Annotated in this window: 1 pseudogene; it reads left to right on the forward strand. The window is 65.9% G+C overall.

Annotated elements, in window-relative coordinates:
- Positions 1-413: pseudogene (locus tag FLP08_RS17165) on the forward strand (sodium/proton antiporter); the annotation flags it as partial.

Genomic DNA, 413 nt, shown 5'->3' on the forward strand with positions numbered 1-413 from the left:
ACTGCGCTGCTGGTGGTGTTCTTCGCGGTGGTCGCGGTGATCCACCAGCAGCACCTGTTCACCCCGATCATCCAGGCGGTGCTGGCGCTGCCGGCGGAACGCCAGCCGGGCATGCTGTTCATCGCCAACGGCCTGCTCTCGGCGATCAGCGACAACGTATTCGTCGCCACCATCTACATCACCGAGGTGAAACAGGCGCTGGATGCCGGCCACATGAGCCGCGAGCATTTCGATACCCTGGCGGTGGCGATCAATACCGGCACCAACCTGCCCAGCGTAGCGACGCCCAACGGCCAGGCGGCGTTCCTCTTCCTGCTGACCTCCTCCATCGCCCCGCTGGTGCGCCTGTCGTACGGCCGCATGGTCTGGATGGCGCTACCCTACACCCTGGTGATGGGCGGCCTGGGCTGGTG

Source organism: Christiangramia aestuarii (assembly GCF_009735585.1).
GTDB classification, from domain to species: Bacteria; Bacteroidota; Bacteroidia; order Flavobacteriales; family Flavobacteriaceae; genus Christiangramia; species Christiangramia aestuarii.